Genomic DNA, 19,991 nt, shown 5'->3' on the forward strand with positions numbered 1-19,991 from the left:
CGGGACCGCAGCCGAGGCTGGGACCGGAGGAGCCGGGGACGACACCGGAGACGGGACCGGCACCGATGCCGGCACCGATGCCGGGACCGAGGGCGGAGCCGGGGCGGGAGTGGGGAGTGAAGGTGGCGTCGGGGCCGGTGGGGGTGATGGGCTTGGCGGTGTTGGTGTCGTGACGGTTGTTGACGCGCGTGTGTTGCGCGAGGCCGTCGTGCCGCCGCCGCGCCCCGGGGCCGACGCGTCCAAACTGCGCATGCTCGTGCACGACCTCGAACGTGACGAGGCCGAGCTGTCGCTGCGGCGGCACCGGACCGAGGCCGCGCTCGACGTCGTGCGCCAGGCCCGCGAGGAACTACACCGTGCGCTGGGCGAGTTCGCGGGTATCGAGCGCGACTCGACGGCGGTCCGGTTCGACACGGTCGACTGGGCGGGCCGACTGGAGGCCGTGGACGCCGCCGAGGAGCAGCGCCAGGACGAGCTGTTCGGGATCAACGACGAGCTGGCCCGCGTGTCGACGCGGCTGCGGGACGCCAGGGCCTCGCTCACCGCCACCGAGGAGAACCCTGCCGAGCTGCGCGCGACGGTGGAGGTCGTCATCGAGGCGGAGCGCGCCGGGCCCGTCGAGCTGCGCATCGTGCATGTGGTGCCGTGCGCGCTGTGGCGGCCCGCGTACCGCGCGACGCTGGCACCGGACGGGGCGTCGCTGACGCTTGAGTCCGATGCCGTGGTGTGGCAGCGCACCGGGGAGGACTGGACGGGCGTACGCCTGTCGATGTCGACCGCGCGGCCGACACTCGCGGCCCGCCCGCCGTCGCTCGTCGCGGATGAGCTGCGCCTGCGCGACAAGAGCGACGAGGAGAAGCGCACGGTCGAGGTGGACCTGCGCGAGGAGGACATCGGCAAGGTGGGCGCGGTCGCGGCGAGCGCGGCGGAACTGCCGGGTGTGGACGACGGCGGGGAGGTGCGGGTCCTGACGGCGCCGACACCGGCCACGGTGCCCTCCGACGGGCGCGCGCACCGCGTGCACCTGACCGCGTTCACGACCGCCGCGCGTACCGAGCTCGCGGCGACTCCGGAGCTGTCCTCGCTGGTCACGCGGGTGGCACACGTCGCCAACGAAGCCGGTCACGTGTTGCTGGCCGGGCCGGTGGACCTGGTCAGGGCGAGCGGATTCGTCGGGCGGGGGCAACTCAAGTTCGCGGGGCAGGGCGAGGAGTTGCGGCTGTCGTTCGGGAGTGAGGACACGTTCCGCGTCGTCCGGCACACGTCGGAGGAGAAAACCACCAAGGCCGTGACCGGTCGGACGACGATCACGCGGACCGTACGTGTGTTCGTCTCCCACCTGGCCGGCGACGGCGGCCCGCTCCCGGTGGTGCTGCGCGAGCGGATCCCGGTGTCGGAGGTCTCGGCGGTCGAGGTCGCCCTGAAACCGGACGCGTGTGCCCCCGCCCCGGCCGAGGCCGACGCCGAGGGCATCGTGCGCTACGACCTGAACCTGGCACCGGGCGAGCGCAAGGCGGTCACCCTCGTCTACGAGTTGTCCGCGTCGGGCAAGGTCGCGGGGCTCTGAACCCATTGGGCCCCGAGACCGCCATATCAGGCGGTCTCGGGGTCGAAGACGACGCATTACGCTGAGAGGACACCACCACAAACCGGGAGTCGACTCACATGCTGCGGATCCTGCCGTTCCTGCTGATGTTCGGCGTCGGGGTCTACGCGTTCATCGACTGCCTGACCACCGACGAAAAAGACGTGCGCAACCTGCCGAAGCTGGCGTGGGTCTTCATCCTGCTGCTGTTGTGGCCGGCCGTGTTCCTCGGGCCCGTCGCCTGGTTCATCGCCGGTCGCCCTCGGCGCGACCCGACCACGACCAACGCCTTCGGCCGGCCCCGCACGGTCCACATCGCCCCCGACGACAACCCCGAGTTCCTGGCCTCGCTCAACAAGAACAACCGCGAGCACGAGGACCTGCTCAAAGAGTGGGAGGAAGAACTCAAACGCGCCGACGACGAACTCCGAGGCGACGACCCGGACGGCGGCGACGGCCGCAAGAAGGACTGACAGTGAGGATGTGTGGTGGCTCCTCCGCCGGGTCTGACTCACGGACTGACCGACGCCGACTGGCTGTCCTTTAGCGGATTTGTCGGCCTGGTGGGAGGGGTCATCGCACGCGACCGGACGGGCGTTCGTGACCGTGTGTGAGCTTGGCCAAGGAGCCCCGCCACGGTCTTGTCCGCACGGCCGCCCGGCGGGCAGTGTTCGTACGGGGTGGGGCGAACGACACCGGTGGGGCAACCCCGGGGTGTCCGGCGACCGGATGCCGTCGCGATCGTGCGCGTGACGCGGTTGACCTGTCCGCGGGGGTTGTCCTGGCGACGGCCGACTGCTGGCATGGGAATGACCGCGCATCCGACCCAAGGACTCGACCATGGCTGAGAGCCACGAGCAACGCACCAAGCAGCGAGAAGCGGAGATTGACCTCGCCGACGCCGTCGGCCTCTCCTTCCCGCGACTGGACCCGCCCAGCCCGGCAACGCGCCGGGACAGAGCCCGAGAAGCCGTAGCACGCGCCCACGCCGCGATGAACGAACCGTCCCCGCAGACACGGGGCCCGGAGCGCGACGGCCCCAGTCGGGACCGTTCCCGGGGCTGACCCGGTGTGAGGGAACGGGCCCTCGGGAGTACCCGAACGGTGAGTCTGGGGGTCGAGTAGGAACGGAACAGAGACTGCAGTTTGGTGTCACATGAGTTGACACCCGCTGTGGGAGGCGTGTTCCCTCGGCCGGATGGACGAGATCGGCGATCCCCGGTGGGGTTCCTGCGGTCGGATGTGGTGCGGTTCTGTGCGGAGCTCGAAGAGCTCGCGCCTGCGGTCCGGTTGCGGCTGGTGGAGGAGTTGCGGGGTATCGCACGAGCAGGTCCGGCGCCTGCTCACAGAGCCGCGTCCGAAGGACGGCGACGGATCGGTCAGTTGACCGGTGTCTCGCTGCGTTCGCTGCGCAGCCGTCTCAGGCGTCCGGCGGCGAGGTCGGCCGGGAGGGCGAAGTGGTAGCGGCCGATCATCCGGATGTGGTCGTGCCCAAGCGGGGAAAGGCGCGCGAGATCGGCGTCGGCGATGTGGCGGCCCTGGGGGCGCAGTTGGTCGACGGCTTCTTGGATGTAGACCGAGTTCCACAGCACGCAGGCGTTGAGGACGAGGCCGAGGGTGCCGAGTTGGTCTTCCCGGCCTTCGGTGTGCTTCTGGCGGAGTTCGCCCTTCTGCCCGTAGAAGATGCGGCGGGCGAGTTCGTGGCGGGACTCCTGCCGGTTGAGCTGCGTGTTGATCTTCCGGCGGAACAGTTCGCTGTGGTGGTACCGCGCGAGGAAGGCGGACCGCGAGGCGTCCGAGCTGGATGACGGCGCGGCCGAGTGGGCTGGGGCGTCCGCTGCCGGCGAGGACGGGGAGGATCTCGGAGGCGCGGACGGTGCCTTCGCGCAGTGACCCGGCCAGGCGGAGCAGGTCGTCCCAGTGGTTCAGGATTGTGGAGAGCCGGAGGCGGGCGAGCTGGTGCAGGCGGCCGGCGGGTATCGCCGTGAGGTTCCACCCGTGGGCGCCGAGGGCGTGCAGTTCGAGGTAGCGGTCGAGCGCCTTGCCGACCCCGGGGCCGGAGACCTCGCGCGGGGAATGCCGCAGCCGGTCCGGCTTCGAGATGCGGCGGCGCCCTTCGACCCGCAGCAGCGCCTCCAGTTCGGCGCGTTCGGCATGGGCCGGAGATGCGGCGACGACGCGCCAGGTGCGGCGTGCGGTGCGTTCGCGGATGGAGGAGACAGCCGCTCCAGCACGGTCGCGCCGGGCAGCAGCACCTTGTTCTCGACCAGGTACAGCGTGGCAAGGTCGAACAGCGCGATGGGCCGCTCGTTCCCGGACCACGCGCGGTCCCACAGCCACCGCGACAACTTCCACCACGCCGGCCCGGCCAAGTCCTGGTAGCGGTAGCCGTCTTTGATCGCCTGCTGGTGGTCGCACCGGGTCCGCTCCGTCCCGTACCCGGCCAGCGCGGCGGGGGCGAGCCCGAGCTGCTCGGCGACGTACTCGACCACGGCGGGCGGGACGTGCTCGGGGTCATCGAGAAAGGGTGCCGAGGAAGCGCACGGTGCCGAGTTGGACGGCGTAGCCGAGCTGCGACCGCGCGCCGCGACACGCCATCGCGCGGCGTCGTGCGTCGCGGTCGAGCAGGAAGTACCCGGCCAGCTGCGCGTCGTCGGGCACCGCGGTGAACGTCCCATAGCTGCTGCGCTGCCCCTCGGTCAGGAACATGACCGGCATCGTGGCTCCCCCGCGGTGCGCCGTACGTGATCAATGGCGGTCACCCTAAGACCGGACCCCACGGAGATGCGGCGGGAAGTGTCCGCGTCGGCGGTTAGGGTCGCGATCATGGACATCAAGGAGACCAACCACGCGTGGCGGACAATGCTGGCCGACGGCGACCGTGTCGGCGTCGAACAGTTGCTGCGGCACGACACCCGACTTGCGCTGCTGGGGCACGAATGGTCCGGGTCTCTTCAGACGGCGGAGACGGCCGAACTTCGGGGGCTTGTGCTGCTTGGCGGCGACGGCGGCGTCCCTTTGGCGGCCGACTCTCCATGGCGCATACCGGCCAGCGCGGGCCTCGCCGACGCCCTGGAACACATCTGGGCACCGGTCGCCGGGAATTGCTCGGGTTTCCTCACGGCGCTGCGCGCGGAAGTGCTGGGCCTGGCGCTCGTCGCGATGGAGGGCAGGTACTTGCTCGGGTACCTGCACCTCGCCGATCGTGCAGGGGAGTTGCCGCGCGATCTGAAGGACTTGGCACCGTACACCGGGTCGAACTCCCTGACCGTGCTGTGGGGGACGGCCCCGACTCACCTGGGCCCGACCGACGTGGTCCCGCTCATGGATGAGCCGCTCCCCGTCGGCGTTCGTGACCTCGCCGCGGTCCACGCCTCCCTCACATCGTTCGACTTCGACCTGCGCCTGGACCACTTCACCACGACGCTCGGTGCCACGACCCGCGCGGACTACGAAGGAGAAGACCCCGCCGATTACGACCCGGGCGAGGACTTCGTCCGCGCGGTGAACGGCGAGTTCGACCGCTGGATACAGTTCTGCACCTGCGACTCCGCCGCTGAGGCCTACTTCCTCGACATGGATGACCGCGATCCCCACGACGTCCCCCGGGTCGCATTGTCGAGCATCAACGGCACCTCCGAGCCGCCCGGCGAGCCCTTCTGGGACTGGATCGACCAGGCTCTGCCCTCTCTGCTCTTCTGCGTATGAGCACGGCTGAGGCTTGCACCCGCCGAAGCGCAGCCGACGTCGACAGAGAGCACGCGTCAGCGAGAACGGCCCGGCCGCCTGCGGACGCGAACCCGTCGCCGAAAGAGCACGCCGGTCACCGCGCCTGCCTACCCCGCGCGACCGCCGCCGCCACGACGGCGCTCCATCCGCACCCACAACGCTTGGCCTTGCCGTTCAACCTCGCTCGTCCTTCCGCTCGTGCACAACAAGCTCCGCGGGCGTACCGACGAAGGCCTTTCCGCATTCCGGTGGCAAGCGGTCGACCACCATCGCGACAGCGTCATGTGCCGAATCGGCGTGGCCGACGATCTGCGAGCGCAACGGTCCCGCTACGAGGAACCGGCCGTCACTGGTCGGAGCGATGTAGGGAATGTCCCATGTCCAAGGCTGTTCGGTGCACCAGCTGAAGTGCAGCTCCCCCATCCCCATCCACGGGAAGAGAACCTGGAGTCGCGGGTGCGCGTACGCGGTCCGCAGCATCGTCGCGCACGGCACCACGAACATCGACCGCCCGATCCTCCGCGGGTCGCCCGCGTTTGCGAGGAGGCGCAGCCACTGGTCCTGGACTACGTCATGCATGGCTCGGCCCCTTACGAGCGGGAATCGGAGATCGGAAGCGGAACTGTCCCATTTCCACGGTGGGTTCCCGTGGACGGTAGCCGTGGACGCGGTGCGACCGGAGTCGGACGAGGACGTACACGAGGCGACGACGGTCCAAGCTCCGCGCGGTCGTCGAGCGACCGTTGGACGCCGCGCAAAGCCAGCCGGGCAGTCTGGACACGTGCTGGTGGTCCTGGACGTCCGGAACGACGTCGCGGGGATCGCCCACCTCATGACGGACTTCCCGGCCGAAGTGCTCGGCCGTTGCGCTCGGACCGCGTACCGCGGCGGCCGACCGCCCGGGTACGGCGGCAAGTTCGTGTTCGGCGCATGGGCGGGGGTGAGGGGCCGCCGCGGGAGAGCAAGTGCGAGGCGTGGGCGGGTGGGATGGCCGGGCCGGGCCGTGGACGGGTGCGTTGTGGCGTGGGTTCAGGGGTGGGAGTCGGCGATGACCGCGGCGGTGAGGAACAGGGTTACCAGGCCCGCCGCCCATACGGCCAAGCCGATCGCTCGGTTCCTGCGGCGTCGGAAGAACAGGGCCGCGGTCGCGGCCACGCCCAGTGCGGGCCCACCGATCCATGGAAGCGACGTGCACAGCTGGTAGCCGTGGTCGGTGCAGATCAGCCCGTCCGCCGGGGACGTACACGAGTCGGCGGAGAGCGCGGCCAGCACCGCCGTGAAAGCCATCAGCAGCAGCGTCGCCGGCCAGAGCAGGCACGCGGCCAACGCCTCGGGCCACCGGCTCGCCACGGTACGCCGCTGCCGGACGACCACGTTGCCGTCGACCATCGTCCATTCCCCTACGTGATTCGCCATGCCCGCAAGTCTCTTGGCCACCCCCGCAACGCCACACCCGTCCACATACTCAGACGGGCCCAGGTACGGGCAGGCGCCGCAGAGGGCGAGGGACGACCGCGGGAGAGGTCGCCGCGGCCGACCGCCCTCGGCAGGGAGCGGGGCCGCCGTCGTGGTCGGCGACGCCGTCCGGGTGGTGAGGGCCTGGTCAGGGGTCTGAGGGAGAGTGGCGGCATGACGACGTGGTTCCGCACCTTCTACGAGGACGAAGAACTGTGGCTCTATTTCGAGGCCGATGACGAGGGCTGGGCGACACGTCAGGTGGAAGTCCGAGAGGCGGACGCGCAACCGGTGACGGCTGCGTCCCTGGAGGAGGTTCTGTACCTGCGTGACCATGCCGATCTGGCGGCGATGGGCCGCTATGAACGGCAGTTCGGTGTTCTCGCCGAAGGGAGCCTGGACGGCTGGCAGGCCCAGCCCCGGGCCGCCGGGATCTCGGCCGAGGAGTTCGAGCGTTTGTGGGCGCGTGCTCGGCAAGCCCTGGGCGGGTCGGCCTGACCGGGCCGGTCGAGAGTCGTGGGACGTGTCGTCGCGGAGTATCGCGAACCGTACGTCGCCCGTCGTCTCGCACGGCAGAACAGCGCTCGGGTGTGGTGCTTGCCCTGGCCGAACTCCCCGTCGTGTAGGCCCTGGACGCCGAACCGGCCAAGGCCGCGAACGCCGAGAGGAAGAAAGCCCGTTTGAGCTGCTTGTTTTCTCGGCGCGACGATCGCTCGCCTCGGGTCGACAAGCCTCAACCGCGAGTTGCCGGGGCGAGGCCCGCCTAGATGATCGATTCCCAGGGGTGGCTGCGTCTGCGGGTGACCGATGGGCCATGTTGATTCCCGTGACCCGCGACTCTCGTGGTGGCAGTCGGATCTGGTGGACGACCGTCATCCGGGGACAGTCGACGGGAGTGGATACTGGCCCGGAAGTGCAGGCCCGGATGAGGGGTGCAGCCCGTGACCGTCGACAATCGCACAGGACCGCCCAGGTTGGGAAGCGAACGTGAGATGCTGCGGGCTTACCTCGACTACCACCGCGAGACCCTTTCCATGAAGTGCGAAGGGCTTACCGACGAGGAGCTGCGGCGGCAGTCGATGCCGCCGTCCACGCTTTCGCTGCTCGGTCTGGTCCGGCACATGGCGGAGGTGGAGCGTGCTTGGTTCCATCGGGTGTTCGAGGACAACGACGTGCCCATGGTCTGGTCCGACGAGATCGACTTCCAGGCGGCGTACGACGCGAGCACGTCGACCAGGAACGAGGCGTTCGGGGCCTGGGAGGCCGAAGTGGAGAACTCGCGCCGTATCGAGCGGGAGGCCGAGTCCCTTGACCGGGCCGGGTATCAGCCGAGATGGAGCGAGGAAGTATCGCTGCGGAGGGTGATGCTGCACGTGCTCCTGGAGTACGGCCGCCACAACGGGCACGCGGACCTTCTGCGCGAGGGTGTCGACGGGACCGTGGGCGCCTGAGTCCGCAGCAGTCACCGATCTCCGTGTGCTGGTCTGTTCCGGGGACGCGCCCACGCGCCTGGAAGGAGGGAGGCCCACATCGGTGTGTGAGGACAGAGTCGGACTCCCCCGCCACCGCACGCTGTGGGAGGACCGATGATGCGCTGAGGGGATCACCGCATCCGGTGCCGTGGCGTCCGGCCATCGGGAACGCTCCGCGACCGACCGATGCCGAGCTGGTCACGCCCGCGACGATGCAGGCGACGCCGCGCGTGGGTGGGTGGGGGGCGGCTGTCCTTGGTGGGGTGGAGACACGTTGCGGGTTGGGGGAGGTGGGAGTTGGCTCGCGCGCCGGGACGCGGGCGTGTCGGGGGAAGGCGGGCGGCTTCGCGGGGAGCGAGGGCGCCTGCGGATCGGTGGGTGAGTGAGCGCGGCGGCGGGTGGGGTCGGGGGGATGAGGACACGTTGCGGGTTGGGGGTGGGGCTGGAAGGTGTGGGGCCGCGGGCGTGCCGGAGGACGCGGGCGGCCTCGCGGGGTGCGAGGCCGCCCGTGGAGCGGTGGGTGAGTGAGTGCGGCGGCGGGGGTGAAGGGTGGAGGGGGCTTGTGGGGTGGTTGTGGGGGCTAGGGGGTGGTGGCGCGGGTTAGGGCTGTTTGGAGGAGGGTGGGGGTTAGGGGGGTGGGTGGGGTGGTCGGGGTTTGGAGGTGGCTGAGGGTGACGATGGTGCGGCCGGATCTGGCGATGCCGTCGTGGCCGGTGTAGGCGTCGCCGTCGGTCCATTTCCACAGGGACAGCGTCGGGGAGACCGTGATCGGGGTGACCGTCGCCATTCCGCCTTGGCGTGCCGCGCAGTTCACCGCGAGGTCGACGAGTCGGCCCATGGCCTCCTCGGCTTCCGCCTCGGTGGCGAAGGTCGCGATGGTTTCGTTGAGCCCGCCGTGGGTCACGGCCGGCTGGTCATCCGACGCGAGTGTGTAGGAACTCCACGACAACGGCGTGGCGGGGTCGATGTCCGGAGTGCCTTCCTCGAAGGGTGCGTTGGGCCTGACCCATGTCGCGCCCAGGCAGAACGCGCCGGGGGCGATGGGGATGTCCGCGGCGGTTCCGGTCCAGGAGCCCGGGTTGGCGTCGTTGGGCCGCCATGTCCCGGCGGACGTCTCCGGCAGATCGGCGACGGTCAGTGCCTGCGGGGACAGCGGTCCGTACGTCCCGTTGGCCGCGCCGCACGCCCCTTCCGTCGCGGGGGGAGGCACCTGGACGGGATCTCCCCCCGTCGCCGGTGGCGACACCAGGGTCGGCAACCCCAGTGCGGGGGGGAGCACTTGGGCGGGCTCCCCCGCCGCGGGTGGAGGTACCTGGGAGGGCGGGACGGACGCCGGGACGCCGGGCCGGGGCGGGCACGCGGTCGGCGGTGGTGTGGCCCCGTTCCCGGAGGCGGCGGCTGCGGACGCGGGTGTCGGCTCCCGGTTGTCGAGCGCGGTGAAGCCGGTGGTGATCGCGGCGATCGCGGCGGCCACGGCGACTCCCGTCGCGGCGCGCCGCCGCACGCGGATGCCGTCTCCGCGTCGACGCGTGGCGTTCGCGGGCGAGATCGTCACGGTGGGCTCGATGTCGTCCACCAGGCCGCGAAGGCGGCGGCCGATGTCGTCGGTCATGGGTGTATTCCTCGTGTCGTGTTGACGGGTCGTGGGTGGAGGTCGGCCGCGGTCAGGCGGGCTCGAACTCGGCCGGGCTTTCGGCCAAATGCGCGGCGAGGGCCTGGCGGGCCCGGTACAGCCGGGTGCGGACGGCCCCTTCCGAGCAGCGGAGTTCCCGCGCGACGGCCTCGGCCGGCAGGTCGTAGAGGTGGAAGAGCACGATCGCGCGCCGCTGGTCCTTCGGCAGTTTGCGCAGCGCCGCGACCAACGCCACGTGGTCCGGGCCCAGTTCGGGCGCCGTGTCCGGGGAGCCGTGGCGCAGGTGCGCCCTGACGCGGTTGCGTGCCTTGCGCCACGAACTCACGGCCAGCCGCTGGGCCACGACCCGTACCCAGCCCGCCGGGTCGCCTCCGGCTTTGAGGCGCCCCCAGCGCACCCAGGCACGGGCGTACGCCTCGTGGACGGCGTCCTCGGCGTCCGCGAGATTGCCGTTGAGGGCGTACACGGCCGCCACCATGCGACGCGCGGTGGCGGCATAGAACTCGTCGAACTCGCCTCGGGCGTCGGCGGCCTGCCGGGAAACGACGCCGGTGGCGATCAGGGAATCGGGCTCCGCATCCGTCTCCTTCGAGAAGTCGTCTCGCTGCATCCTGGCCCCGTCTCTGCTTGAGCGCTGATGTCCTGTGCACGTCTGACGAAGCCCCGGCGTCACAGCCCGGGTGAGGCCGATTCCGTACGAGGCGGGGCGTCGGCGGGTACGCGCATCCTCCGCCGCGCGACGGGAGTAGCGTCGTCGACGGAGTGGCGAGACGCGGCGAACGCTCAAAGGGGTACGGCGAGTCCGGCCCGCCCGGCCGCCTACTCCAGGACGAAATCGTCTCCTGGGCCGGTGGATTGCCGTCGGTGGCCGTGGCCGCGGCAAACGGCGGCGTGACCGCGGGCGGGTGGTGTCGGCGACGCCCGGGAGCGGGGGTCGGGCCGCACGACCGGTGACCGGACGGCCCGTTCGCGATCGGTCCCGACAAGACCGTCCGCGGGATATCCACAGGGCATGAGCGCCCTGTGCACAGAGATGAGCGTCGGGACGGCCGTCACGGTCGCGGTCGCCGCTCCCGCGCACACGCGGTGAGAGGCACAGCCCCTGGCCTCGGATCAGACGGGGGTGCGTCGCGTCCGGCAACCGCTCCCGCACTGCCCCGGGCATGTGCCGCGCCGGGGCGACTCTCCTGTCAGGGCGGAGAGTTGCCCCGGCGCTGCAGCCCTCAGCCGGACGTGGGGCGCGAGCCCGAGTCGTCGCCGGATTTCCTGAACTGCCCCGCGCGGGCGGCTTCCTCGTTCCACTGCCGGCGCAGCGCGTCGCGGGCCCTGTCCATCGTGAGCGTCGAGATCGCGGAGTGCGAGACGAGCCACCACGCGCGGTCGTACGTCACGCCGCGCCGGAAGAACGTGGACTCCGCGACGCCGACCAACGGCGCGGCGCGCATCGGACCGCCGTAACTGGTCAGGGAATCGCGGAGTTTGAAGCCCCGCTCGGCGGCGTAGATGGCGCCGAAGCGGGCGGCCACGGTCGCGTGCGCGGGGTCGCTGCCCCACGCGATGAGCACCAGCAGCGGTGTGGTGAAAGGCCGTTCGGACAGCGACTCCTGCTCGGCGTCGACGATGATGTCCGGGGTCGCCAGGATGTCGGCCAGGAACGGCCGGTAGCCCGGCTCGCGCGTGTTGTCGGCGGTCACAGTGCCTCCCGCAAGCGCTCGCCGAAGCGCGCGGCGTGGCCGGACGGGACGGCGCCCAGGTGGACGCCCGCCGATCCGTCGGCGAGCAAGCACGCGCGGATATCCGGGAGTTCCCTTCCGACCGCGTGCAAATCCGCGGCCAGTTGCCGTGCGGTGCGGGCGGCATCCGTCATCGAATGCCGAATCTGTGGGGTCGCCGCCATGCCGGGTACGCCTTCCTGCGCATTCGAATAGGTTTTCACGTTCCGTGCCGACAGCATGACTTTCCGGCCATAGCCTGAGGAGTGTTGGATCAGTGCCGTGTGGCCTTGGTATCGGCGGAAGGTGCACGAAATGCAATTCCAAGAAAGGGAGTTGACGCCCGGCGCGTCACCCCGCCACCTCTACGGCGCCGAAATCCGGCGCCAACGCAAGCTCGTCGACATGTCGCTCGTGGCCCTCGCCGACATCCTGGGCTACAGCCGCGTCCATGTGTCCCGCTTCGAAACGGCGGAGCGGGCCATCCCGCCGGACCTGCCGCCGAAGCTGGACGTCGCGTTCGGGACGAACGGCATCTTCGTGGCGATGTACGAGCTGATCAAGAACGAGGTCTTCCCGGATTTCGTACGGCGGTACATGGACTTCGAGTCCAAGTCCATCCGGATGCGTAAGTACGTCTCGTCCACCATCCCGGGCTTGCTCCAGACGCCCGGATATGCCCTCGCCGCGCTGCGCGCAGGTCAGACCACTGCAACGGACGAGAAGATCAGAGAAGATGTCGAAGCCCGTTTGAGCCGCCAAGCCATCCTTGCCCGAGACAACCCGCCGCACCTGCTCGCTGTCTTGGACGAAGCTGTGCTGCGACGTCCCGTGGGCAGTCCGTCAACCATGGCCGAACAGCTGCGCCACCTGTTGACAATCGGGGAGTCCCCCCGTCTCATCCTCCAAGTGGTCCCGTTCGCTCATGGTGCTCACGCCATCATGGGTGGGTCGCTGACCTTGCTGACGCAGGACGACGGAACACAAACCGCCTACCTGGAGGGCAGTCACACTGGACAACTCATCGAAAGCATCGCCGCAGTCACGGAGTACGAATTGGCGTACGATCTCGTCCGCGCCAGCTCGCTGACGCAGGAAGCGTCGGCAGCCATGATTCACGCGGCTATCAAGGAGTACGAAGCATGCGGACAACGTCTCGTCTGAGAGCCACAACTTGGCGCAAGTCCAGCTACAGCAACAACGTTGGCGGTGACTGTGTCGAGGTTGCGGAAGGCACCCCCGGCAGCGTCCCCGTCCGGGACAGCAAGGACGTCGCGCGCGGCATGCTCACCCTGCCCCCGACCACCTGGAGTGCGCTCACCCACGCCCTCAAGAGCGCCTGAATCGCAGAAGCAAAACAGCGAGGTCTGCGAAATCCCGCGCATACACGTGGGTTCGCAGACCTCGATGCGTTCCAGCGCCAAACCGCGTCCCGCCGTACCCCTCGTGTACTGGTGCCCCGACAGGAAGTCCCTCGCTGTCCCTACCCGTTACCGACGAGCGATGGCACCGGCCGGATGCCGCTTCGACCCAACTACCCTGTCCCCGATTGCCGTACGATTTCGTTGGCTCCAACGCGCCGAATCAGGACGTATCCACGCCCCTGATCCACGCGACCACGAAGGAGTACGCAGCATGGACACCTCGCTCACCCTGAACTCCGCGACCTGGCGCACGTCGACCTACAGCAACACGCATGGCGGCGAATGCGTCGAGGTCGCGGCAGGCATCCCCCACCTGATCCCCGTCCGCGACAGCAAGACCCCCGCTCGCGGGGCCCTCACCCTCAGCCCCGCTACCTGGGCCTCCCTCACCACCGCCCTCAAGCGCGCCTGACCCGCCGCCCTCGCCCGCGCGAGGCCGCGAACTCCCTCGTCACTCCCGGTTTTCGCGGCCTCCGCCGAGATGCCGTCCGGGCGGACGGGCCGGCCGCCGACGGCCCGTCCGCGACGTGAATCCGTCTCCCCACCTCACCCATCGCCCAGCGATCGGGCTCGGCGAAAAACCGAAAGGATGGATGGACATGTTCAACTATTCCGACCGCTTCCCCACCGGCAGCCCCCTGCCGACCGGGCTCACCACGGCCGTGCCGTGGGGAGTTCGGCGCATGCGGCCGTACCCGGTCGTGCCGAGCGTCTACGCCCGCGTCGAGATCGACGCCGAGACGCAGTTGGGCCGCTACCTCGACCACACCAACACGGTCGTGGAGATGCCCGCCCACGGGACCAGTTCCGGAACGAATCCCGCGACCGGAACCGGCGCTCTCGACAGTCGACCGGGCGCCCCGGCCGACCGCGACACCGGGAATGACGCCGATCAGTGAGTGATCTCGAACGGCCCGTCTGGGTGGTCACCAACGACGACGACCCGACGGCCGACCTGGTGATCGCCGAGCTGCACCGCCGGGAGGTCCCGGTGGTGCGGTTCGACAGCGGGCACTTCCCCGCGACCCTGACCATGTCGGGCTATCTCGGCAACGCCCAGGGCTGGCAAGGGAGCGTACGAACTCCCTCGCGGACAAGCCGTCTCGACCGCGTGCGATCGCTGTACTACCGCCGTCCCTCCGGCTTCGTCTTTCCGCACCTGGACGCGGAGGACGCGAGGTTCGCCGTCTCGGAGGCCCGCTACGGCATGGGCGGCATCGTCTCCTCGTTACCGGGGTGCCTCTACGTGAACCACCCCAACCGCATCGGGGACGCCGAGTACAAACCCGCGGGGCTCGCCGCCGCGTTCGCCTCGGGGTTCGACGTCCCGCCGACGCTCGTCACGAACGAGCCGGAGCGGGCGCGCCGGTTCATACGCGAGCACGAACGCGTGCTCTACAAGCCGCTGTCCACGCCTCTCTACCTGCGTGACGGTGTCTCGCACACGGCGTCCGTCGCGCCGGTCGCCGTGGACGAGATCGACGACGCCGTCGGCGGCACGATGAACCTGTTCCAGGAGATCATCGACAAAGTGGGGGACGTGCGGACCACCGTCATCGGTGGGCAGGTGTATTCGGTCGCGATCACGTCCGGTCTCTTGGACTGGCGCACGGACTATTCCGCGATCTCCTACACGGTGGTCGACACGCCCGACCACATCCGCACGGCCCTCTACGCCTACCTCGCGCATTTCCGACTGGTCTACGGAGCATTCGATTTCGCGGTGACGGCGAACAACCAATGGTGGCTGCTGGAGTGCAACCCTTCCGGCCAATTCGCATGGCTGGAACCGGAAACCGGGCTTCCCATGGTCGCGACCATGGCAGACCTGTTGGAGAAAGGCGAACTCGCAACGTGGACCTGAACGAAGCGATGATCGGCGACCTGATCCGTGATTACGGCCCGCTTACCGAACACGTCGCGGCGGCCGTACGCGCGATTCCCCGTGAACTGTTCGTGCCCGACGGGTACTTCATGACAGTCGCCGGCAGCATGCCGACCGCGTTCCGGCCCGTGATGCCGGAAGACGACGACTGGAGGGAGCAGTGCTACGCGCGTGTACCGCTCGTGACGCAGATCGCCGGGACGATCAACCCCCGTGACGTCCACGGTGAGATCGTACGCGAGCCCACGTCGTCGATGTCCGACCCGAGCCTCGTCACGCTCACACTCGAAGAAGCCGACCTGCGCCCGGGTCTCCGCGTACTCGAACTCGGCGCCGGAACCGGATGGCAGGCCGCGCTCCTGAGCCGGATCGTGGGCGAGGACAACGTCGTCACCGTCGAGACCGATCCCACGATCGCTCGCCGCGCGCAGATCCACCTCTACGGCGCCGGCCACCACCCCGAGATCATCGAGGGCGACGGCCGCGCCGGGTATCCGGCAGGCGGCCCGTACGACCGCATCCTGGCCACGTTCGGCGTGGCCCGGATCTACCCCGCATGGCTGGAACAGGTGAAGCCCGGCGGCATCATCATGGCGAACCTCCGCGGCCGCCTGGAGCCGTCGGGGCTCGTGCGCCTGGTGCGTCAGGACGACGGCACGGCCGTCGGGGGCTTCATCTCCGAAAGCTCCTACATGCAGGCCCGTCAGGAAGCCCCCTCCGCGCACCTGATGCTCCCCGACCCGTCGACGGGCCGCACCCGGCCGACAAGCCTTGATCCCAAGACGCTGCACGACAACGCCGCCCGGCTCGTGACGGAGAGCGTGGCCGGAGGGCTCCAGTGGTTGGCGGGGCTCGACGTCGGGGACGGGCCCGCCGACTGGTTCGTCGACACGGACACCGGCGCGTACGCGGTCGTCCGCGAGACGGTCCACGGGTTCAGCGTCACCGAGGACCCGGCCCACCCCGTGTGGGGAGCGATCGAGACGGCCCTCGCGGCGTGGCGCGACGCGGGCGAGCCGGAGACGACGCGCCTGTTCGTGACGGCGAGCGTGGACGGCCACACGATCCACTTCCCGTGAGTCACACCGGAGGACGGCGGAAGCCCGGCGGATCGGCCGGGGTTCCGCCGTTCCCCGGATCGCCGGGTCCGCGGATCGCCGGATTCGCGGATCGCCGGGTTCCCGGATCGCCGGGTTCCCGGATCGCCGGGTTCCCGGGGCAAGGGCAGCCACACGGCGGCGTCGTCCCGACCCACCCCAACCGCGCGGAGGAACCGGGCGGTTCGCCCACCCGGAGTCGTCGCGCGCCGGGAGGTCGGAGTGTGAGGGCTCAGCCCGTACGGGCGAGCGTTCGCAGCGCGCTTTCCTCCGCGGAGCCCGGTTCGGCGGTGTAGACCAGCAGGCTCAGGTCCGCGTCCTGGGGGAACCGCGTGATCTCGTAGGCCAAGGTGAGCGGGCCGACGTCCGGGTGGTCGATCCGCTTGGTGCCGTGCGCCTTGACGCGTATCTCGTGTCGTGCCCAGTGGCGGCGGAACTCGGGGCTGGCGTGCGTGAGTTCGTCGATCAGCGCGCGCAGCTCGGCATCGTCGGGGTAGTGGCCCGCCGCCGCACGGAGGTGGCCGACGGCCTCCCTGGCGATCATCTCGCGGTCCGGATACCGCGATCCGATCGTCGCGTCGAGCAAGTGGAGCCGGGCGAGGTTGCGTTCGTGCGCGGGCAGCAGCCCGAAGTCGGTGATCAGCGCGCACACCGGCCGGTTCCAGGCCAGGACGTCCATCCTCGGGCCCATCACGAGTGCCGGGGCCGCCAGCCAGGACAGAAGGCGCCGGACACCGGGACGCACCTCGCCGTGCTCCTTCGGCTGCCCGGATCCGAAGCGGTCGGGCCGGGCCAACCGCCGCAGGTGGCCGCGCTCTTCGTCGTCGAGCCGCAGCGCGTCGGCGACCGCGTCGAGCACCGCCTCGGAGACGCCCCGGCTGCGCCCCTGTTCGAGGCGGACGTAGTAGTCGACGCTCACCCCGGCCAGGTGTGCCAGCTCCTCGCGGCGCAGCCCGGGGACCCGGCGCTGACCGGACCCCGAGGCGAATCCGACCTCCTCGGGGCGGATCCGGGCGCGCCGGGAGCGCAGGAAGTCGCCCAAAGCCTCGTGTCCACGCACCGGTTCATTGTTCCGCAGACAGGGGTCCCGGGGTGGGTGGGTACGCGGGACCCCGGGTTGCGCGGGGCGGCGGGACCGGCGGCGCGACGGGGTGAGCATGAGAGCGCGGCCGGGACGACGGGCCCGGCGACGACCGACGAAGGAGCGGCACATGCGCAGGGGAAAGCGACGGTTGGCGGTGACGACCGCGGTGTTGGCTGTGGCGTGGACGCTGGTGGCGGCGGGGCCCGCGTCGGCGGGCGGGGTGCCCGATCCGACGCCCGGAGGTCCGCAACGGCCGTACGAGCCCGATGTCCCGGGGCCGCGCAACATCGACACTCTCGGTGCGAGGACCGTGCCGGACGGCGGCACCGAGCGCGGTGTCCTGGTGGCGTTCGACCGTACGAGCCGGGCGGAGCCGACCGGTCCTCCGGCCGCGGCGCGGCGTTTCGTCTTCCTTTTCGACCGGTCCCTGTCGTTCAACCCCGAGGCGTTCCCGGTCTGTTCGCGGGCCGCGATCGAGGCCGGCGGTGTGGGCGCCTGTCCCGAGGGGTCGCAGGTCGGCTCGGGCACGAGCCACGCCTACCCCGACGGGAGCACCCCGGTGCTCGCCTTCAACACCGTGCACGCGCACGGCGGGCGAGGCGCGCTGGTGGTGGTCCCGGCGAACAACACGATCCTCGAACTGACGTGGGAGCGCGTCACCGACCCGTATCGCGCGCGCGGCTACCTGTGGGCCCTCGACGAGATCCTGCCGCCGTCCCCGGTGCCGCCCGGCGAGCGCGTCGGCACCCGGCGCTTCGAACTGACGTGGGGGGCCACGCGCGTCGCGGGCGGCCGTACGGTCAGTTTCGCCGAGGCGGCGCGGGAGTGCGGCGACGTGCGGGTCGGGCTGTGGAGCGAGTTCGTCACGGGCCAACGGGGGTTGGTCGAGGCCCGAGGCTGAGAATCCGGGGTCAGCAGGCCGGGACGAGTTCGGTGACCTCGGCCCGGGTGAGCAGCCAGCCGTCGGAGACGTAGCCGGTGGCGCCCTGCGGGGTGATGATCTTGTCCCACGTGGTGGTCGTACGGCCGGTGAACGACACCACCGCGGGGCCTCCGGTGTGGCAGACGACGGTGACCGGGGTGTTGTTGGGCACCGTCGCGACCAGGTCGGCGCGCTGCGTGGGGGCGCTGCGGACCATGAGGGTGTATTGGCGCGCGTAGGCGATCTCGGGGGCCGGGGCCGGAGGCGGTGGCGGCGGCGCCGGGGTCGCGGCCGGGGCGGGGGACGCGGGTGCCGGTGCGGGCGGTTCGGGTGCCGGTGCGGGCGGCGGCGGTTCCGGGGAGGGTGACGGGGACGGCTCGGGCGGAGGCGCCGACGGCTCCGAGACCGGTGCCTGTTCCACCGGCGCGGAGGGCGCGGGCCCGACCGGGATGTCGGGGGACGGCCCGGCCGCCGCGACCAGCGCCGGCTCGCCGGGTGGCAGCGGCGGGGGAAACGCGTCTCCGGGGCGGGTCTCCGCGGCGTCGCGGTTCCCGTCGCGGTGGACGTCCTCGTTGACGATGACGTCGGCGAGTATCCACGCCGCGAACGCCAGCACGAGGAAGGCGATCACCGCACCGGGTTTGGAACCCGCCGCGCGCACCAGGCCGTCGGCCGTCCTCGCCCGCCAACCGCGCAGCAGCCCGGGGAGTTCGCCGATCCGGCGGGCCCGGTGGCGCCCCCGCCCGTCCTCGCCCATGGCCGCCTCCCCCCGCCGGCCCGGCGGCCCCGCCCGGACCGCCGCCGGGCACAGAGCTACTCAGACCCGACGAACTCCATCATCGCGCAGGGCAGTTGATCGTTCCAACGGCGCAAAGCGGGCACCAGGGGGCGTTTTTCAGACACCGGCGTAGGAATGGAGACCATTCACGAAAATGTTCACGCCGTAGTAGTTGAACAGGAAGCACGCGAACGCGAACAGCGACAGCCACGCCGCGTTGCGGCCCTTCCAGCCGCCGGTCGCGCGGGCGTGCAGGTAGGCGGCGTACGCGACCCACGTGATGAACGACCAGGTCTCCTTCGGGTCCCAGCCCCAGTAGCGGCCCCACGCGTTCTCCGCCCAGATCGCCCCGGCGACGACGGCGAAGGTCCACAGCGGGAAGATCAGCGCGTTCACGCGGTAGGCGGTCTTGTCGAGCGACGCGGGCGCGGGGATGCGCTCCATCACGGTGTCCCACGGGCGCGTCTTCGGCTGCGCGGAGGCGGCCATGCGCTTGTTGTAGCTGTCCTTCATCAGGTACAGGATCGACGCGAGCGCGCCGATGTGGAGCGCACCGAACGACACGATCGCCGACGAGACGTGGATCCACAGCCAGTACGAGTGCAGCGCGGGCACGAGCTGCTGGCTGTCGGTGTAGAGCACGCTGACGGCGATGCCGAGCGTGGTGATGACCGGGAGCAGCACGAACAGCCCGAGCCAGCGCACCTTGCGGCGGGTCAGCAGGATGAGGAACGCCGCGACGACCATCAGCGAGACCGACACGGAGAACTCGTACATGTTGCCCCACGGCGCGCGCTTGACCGCGAAGCCCCGGGCCATGAGCGTTCCGGCGTGCAGGAGGAAGGCGAGCACGGTGAACGAGACCGCGATCCGGCCGAAGCGGTCGGACCGTTCGTCGCCGCCGGTCACATCGCCCGCGTCGTCGGCCGAGCCGCCGTCGTGCCCGCCGTCGCGGACGACGACCGTCACCTTCCCCGCCTCGGGAGGCGCGGGAGCGGTGGTGGTGACGACCGGGCGCTCGGCCACCGCGACACCGCCGCGGGCCGCCGCGAGGGTCGCCGCGGGGACGATCGCCCGCACCGGCTCGGCCGCTTCGGACCGCGGCGCGAGCGCCGCGGACTCCCGCGCGACCCGGCTGCGACCGCCGAAGACCCATTCCGCGCAGTAGGCGAAGAACGCCAGCATGTAGACCGCGATGGCCGAGTACATGAACCA

At 70.6% G+C, this 19,991-nt stretch carries 23 protein-coding genes and 2 pseudogenes; 12 read left to right on the forward strand and 13 right to left on the reverse strand.

Features of this window, described 5'->3' with window-relative positions; translation table 11 throughout:
- Positions 1-169 precede the first annotated feature (169 nt).
- Both LO772_RS14825 and LO772_RS14830 read left to right on the forward strand, forming a co-directional pair.
- Positions 170-1,567 carry a DUF4139 domain-containing protein gene (locus LO772_RS14825; protein ID WP_231779562.1) on the forward strand — a complete coding sequence of 466 codons (1,398 nt, stop codon included), beginning with the start codon at positions 170-172 and terminating at the stop codon, positions 1,565-1,567.
- A gap of 98 nt (positions 1,568-1,665) precedes the next feature.
- On the forward strand, positions 1,666-2,058 hold the full coding sequence (locus tag LO772_RS14830; RefSeq protein WP_231778873.1) for a PLD nuclease N-terminal domain-containing protein: 393 nt from the start codon (positions 1,666-1,668) through the stop codon (positions 2,056-2,058).
- Positions 2,059-2,964: 906 nt separating this feature from the next.
- Here LO772_RS14830 and LO772_RS36330 read toward each other — a convergent pair.
- From LO772_RS36330 to LO772_RS14845, 3 genes and pseudogenes are all read right to left on the reverse strand, one after another.
- Positions 2,965-3,604 (reverse strand): annotated as a pseudogene (locus tag LO772_RS36330) (Tn3 family transposase).
- Positions 3,511-4,077, reverse strand: a complete 567-nt coding sequence (locus tag LO772_RS36335; RefSeq protein WP_443089417.1) for a DUF4158 domain-containing protein — start codon at positions 4,075-4,077, stop codon at positions 3,511-3,513. Before LO772_RS36335 ends, LO772_RS36330 begins: the two are co-directional and overlap by 94 nt.
- Before the next feature lie 22 nt (positions 4,078-4,099).
- Entirely contained in the window at positions 4,100-4,303 is a 204-nt protein-coding gene (locus tag LO772_RS14845) for a DUF4158 domain-containing protein (protein WP_231778875.1), read from the reverse strand.
- 108 nt (positions 4,304-4,411) lie between these two features.
- On the opposite strand from LO772_RS14845, the gene LO772_RS14850 reads away from it, so the two are divergent.
- Positions 4,412-5,293: a hypothetical protein gene (locus LO772_RS14850; protein WP_231778876.1), complete on the forward strand. Its 882-nt coding sequence runs from the start codon at positions 4,412-4,414 to the stop codon at positions 5,291-5,293.
- Positions 5,294-5,488: 195 nt separating this feature from the next.
- Here the strand turns inward: LO772_RS14850 and LO772_RS14855 are convergent, their stop codons facing one another.
- Complete coding sequence (locus tag LO772_RS14855) at positions 5,489-5,893, reverse strand: DUF6193 family natural product biosynthesis protein (RefSeq protein WP_231778877.1); 405 nt, start codon at positions 5,891-5,893, stop codon at positions 5,489-5,491.
- A 450-nt stretch (positions 5,894-6,343) separates the two neighbouring features.
- A complete protein-coding gene (locus LO772_RS14860; protein ID WP_231778878.1) occupies positions 6,344-6,730 on the reverse strand; it encodes a hypothetical protein in 387 nt (128 codons plus the stop codon).
- 213 nt (positions 6,731-6,943) lie between these two features.
- On the opposite strand from LO772_RS14860, the gene LO772_RS14865 reads away from it, so the two are divergent.
- Positions 6,944-7,267 carry a hypothetical protein gene (locus LO772_RS14865; protein WP_231778879.1) on the forward strand — a complete coding sequence of 108 codons (324 nt, stop codon included), beginning with the start codon at positions 6,944-6,946 and terminating at the stop codon, positions 7,265-7,267.
- 3 nt (positions 7,268-7,270) lie between these two features.
- On the opposite strand, the pseudogene LO772_RS14870 reads toward LO772_RS14865, so the two are convergent.
- A pseudogene (locus LO772_RS14870) lies at positions 7,271-7,532 on the reverse strand (IS110 family transposase); the annotation flags it as partial.
- 178 nt (positions 7,533-7,710) lie between these two features.
- Between LO772_RS14870 and LO772_RS14875 the strand changes: the two are divergent.
- Positions 7,711-8,220, forward strand: a complete 510-nt coding sequence (locus LO772_RS14875) for a DinB family protein (RefSeq protein ID WP_231778880.1) — start codon at positions 7,711-7,713, stop codon at positions 8,218-8,220.
- Positions 8,221-8,821: 601 nt separating this feature from the next.
- Here the strand turns inward: LO772_RS14875 and LO772_RS14880 are convergent.
- The 4 genes from LO772_RS14880 to LO772_RS14895 all read right to left on the reverse strand — a co-directional run bounded on the left by LO772_RS14880 (position 8,822) and on the right by LO772_RS14895 (position 11,828).
- The gene (locus LO772_RS14880; protein ID WP_231779854.1) at positions 8,822-9,853 is read right to left on the reverse strand and encodes a hypothetical protein; all 1,032 of its coding nucleotides are present in this window, start codon (positions 9,851-9,853) and stop codon (positions 8,822-8,824) included.
- A gap of 52 nt (positions 9,854-9,905) precedes the next feature.
- Entirely contained in the window at positions 9,906-10,484 is a 579-nt protein-coding gene (locus tag LO772_RS14885; RefSeq protein ID WP_269453212.1) for a SigE family RNA polymerase sigma factor, read from the reverse strand.
- A 613-nt stretch (positions 10,485-11,097) separates the two neighbouring features.
- The gene (locus LO772_RS14890; RefSeq protein ID WP_231778881.1) at positions 11,098-11,568 is read right to left on the reverse strand and encodes a hypothetical protein; all 471 of its coding nucleotides are present in this window, start codon (positions 11,566-11,568) and stop codon (positions 11,098-11,100) included.
- Positions 11,565-11,828: a hypothetical protein gene (locus LO772_RS14895; protein WP_231778882.1), complete on the reverse strand. Its 264-nt coding sequence runs from the start codon at positions 11,826-11,828 to the stop codon at positions 11,565-11,567. Before LO772_RS14895 ends, LO772_RS14890 begins: the two co-directional genes overlap by 4 nt.
- A 73-nt stretch (positions 11,829-11,901) precedes the next feature.
- Here LO772_RS14895 and LO772_RS14900 point away from each other — a divergent pair, with 73 nt between their 5' ends.
- The 6 genes from LO772_RS14900 to LO772_RS14925 all read left to right on the forward strand — a co-directional run bounded on the left by LO772_RS14900 (position 11,902) and on the right by LO772_RS14925 (position 15,974).
- Positions 11,902-12,750 (forward strand): helix-turn-helix domain-containing protein, encoded by an 849-nt coding sequence (locus LO772_RS14900; RefSeq protein ID WP_231778883.1) that lies wholly within the window; start codon positions 11,902-11,904, stop codon positions 12,748-12,750.
- Positions 12,729-12,929, forward strand: coding sequence for a DUF397 domain-containing protein (locus tag LO772_RS14905; protein ID WP_231778884.1), 201 nt, complete (start codon positions 12,729-12,731; stop codon positions 12,927-12,929). The genes LO772_RS14900 and LO772_RS14905 overlap by 22 nt, the downstream gene beginning before the upstream one ends.
- A gap of 292 nt (positions 12,930-13,221) precedes the next feature.
- Positions 13,222-13,422 carry a DUF397 domain-containing protein gene (locus LO772_RS14910; RefSeq protein ID WP_231778885.1) on the forward strand — a complete coding sequence of 67 codons (201 nt, stop codon included), beginning with the start codon at positions 13,222-13,224 and terminating at the stop codon, positions 13,420-13,422.
- 187 nt (positions 13,423-13,609) lie between these two features.
- Entirely contained in the window at positions 13,610-13,909 is a 300-nt protein-coding gene (tgmA, locus tag LO772_RS14915) for a putative ATP-grasp-modified RiPP (RefSeq protein WP_231778886.1), read from the forward strand.
- The gene (gene tgmB / locus LO772_RS14920; RefSeq protein ID WP_231778887.1) at positions 13,906-14,874 is read left to right on the forward strand and encodes an ATP-grasp ribosomal peptide maturase; all 969 of its coding nucleotides are present in this window, start codon (positions 13,906-13,908) and stop codon (positions 14,872-14,874) included. Before tgmA ends, tgmB begins: the two co-directional genes overlap by 4 nt.
- A complete protein-coding gene (locus LO772_RS14925) occupies positions 14,865-15,974 on the forward strand; it encodes an rRNA adenine N-6-methyltransferase family protein (RefSeq protein WP_231778888.1) in 1,110 nt (369 codons plus the stop codon). Before tgmB ends, LO772_RS14925 begins: the two co-directional genes overlap by 10 nt.
- Positions 15,975-16,224: 250 nt before the next feature.
- On the opposite strand, the gene LO772_RS14930 is transcribed toward LO772_RS14925, so the two are convergent.
- Positions 16,225-17,052 (reverse strand): helix-turn-helix transcriptional regulator, encoded by an 828-nt coding sequence (locus LO772_RS14930; protein ID WP_231778889.1) that lies wholly within the window; start codon positions 17,050-17,052, stop codon positions 16,225-16,227.
- A 151-nt stretch (positions 17,053-17,203) separates the two neighbouring features.
- Here LO772_RS14930 and LO772_RS14935 point away from each other — a divergent pair, with 151 nt between their 5' ends.
- Positions 17,204-17,977 carry a hypothetical protein gene (locus tag LO772_RS14935; RefSeq protein ID WP_231778890.1) on the forward strand — a complete coding sequence of 258 codons (774 nt, stop codon included), beginning with the start codon at positions 17,204-17,206 and terminating at the stop codon, positions 17,975-17,977.
- 10 nt (positions 17,978-17,987) lie between these two features.
- Here LO772_RS14935 and LO772_RS14940 read toward each other — a convergent pair whose 3' ends face one another.
- On the reverse strand, positions 17,988-18,755 hold the full coding sequence (locus LO772_RS14940) for an SH3 domain-containing protein (RefSeq protein WP_231778891.1): 768 nt from the start codon (positions 18,753-18,755) through the stop codon (positions 17,988-17,990).
- A 138-nt stretch (positions 18,756-18,893) separates the two neighbouring features.
- Positions 18,894-19,985 (reverse strand): c-type cytochrome biogenesis protein CcsB, encoded by a 1,092-nt coding sequence (ccsB, locus tag LO772_RS14945; RefSeq protein WP_231779565.1) that lies wholly within the window; start codon positions 19,983-19,985, stop codon positions 18,894-18,896.
- Positions 19,986-19,991 lie beyond the last annotated feature (6 nt).

It is taken from the genome of Yinghuangia sp. ASG 101 (genome assembly GCF_021165735.1).
Lineage (GTDB): Bacteria > Actinomycetota > Actinomycetes > Streptomycetales > Streptomycetaceae > Yinghuangia.